Source organism: Fructobacillus ficulneus (genome assembly GCF_001047075.2).
Lineage (GTDB): Bacteria > Bacillota > Bacilli > Lactobacillales > Lactobacillaceae > Fructobacillus > Fructobacillus ficulneus.
This window is the reverse complement of record NZ_DF968005.1, coordinates 240422-240886: the sequence shown is the minus strand read 5'-3', so window position 1 is coordinate 240886 and position 465 is coordinate 240422. Positions and strand designations below refer to the sequence as shown.

Annotated in this window: 2 protein-coding genes; both read right to left on the bottom strand. The window is 50.5% G+C overall.

Features of this window, described 5'->3' with window-relative positions; all coding sequences use genetic code 11:
• Nucleotides 1-219 (bottom strand): OB-fold nucleic acid binding domain-containing protein (locus AOQ29_RS08185; protein WP_242977413.1); only part of this gene is annotated, 219 nt, incomplete at its 3' end.
• A partial coding sequence (locus tag AOQ29_RS08180) for a His/Gly/Thr/Pro-type tRNA ligase C-terminal domain-containing protein (RefSeq protein WP_242977412.1) occupies nucleotides 219-465 on the bottom strand: 247 nt, incomplete at its 5' end. The genes AOQ29_RS08185 and AOQ29_RS08180, both read right to left, overlap by 1 nt.

Genomic DNA, 465 nt, shown 5'->3' with positions numbered 1-465 from the left:
CTCGATAGCCAAAACGTATTCGTTACGAACACTTTGGGCCACGGCCAAGGCTTCGGCTTGGGCAGCTGAGAAAGTCAATTGCACAAGGCCTTCCCGGTCACGCAAATCAACGAAGACCAAGTCCCCGAAGTTACGGCGCTTTTGGACCCAACCGGCTAATGTAACGGTTTGACCAACGTATTGTTCATCAACTAATCCTGCATAGGTAGTACGTTTCATTACTTTTCCTCCTCAGCTACTAGAGCTTCAATCACTGCTGGCAAATCAAGGTCTAACTGGCCCAGGTTCAAATCGGCCTGGTTTCCAGTTTGCATGTCCTTGACCTTAACTTGGCCTGTCTGGACTTCTTCATCCCCTAAGGTAATGACAAAGCGGGCTTGGCGACGGTTAGCGGCCTTAAATTGGGCCTTGACTGACCGACCGGCGAAGTCCAAGTCGGCTGAATAACCCAAGTCGCGCAAAGTT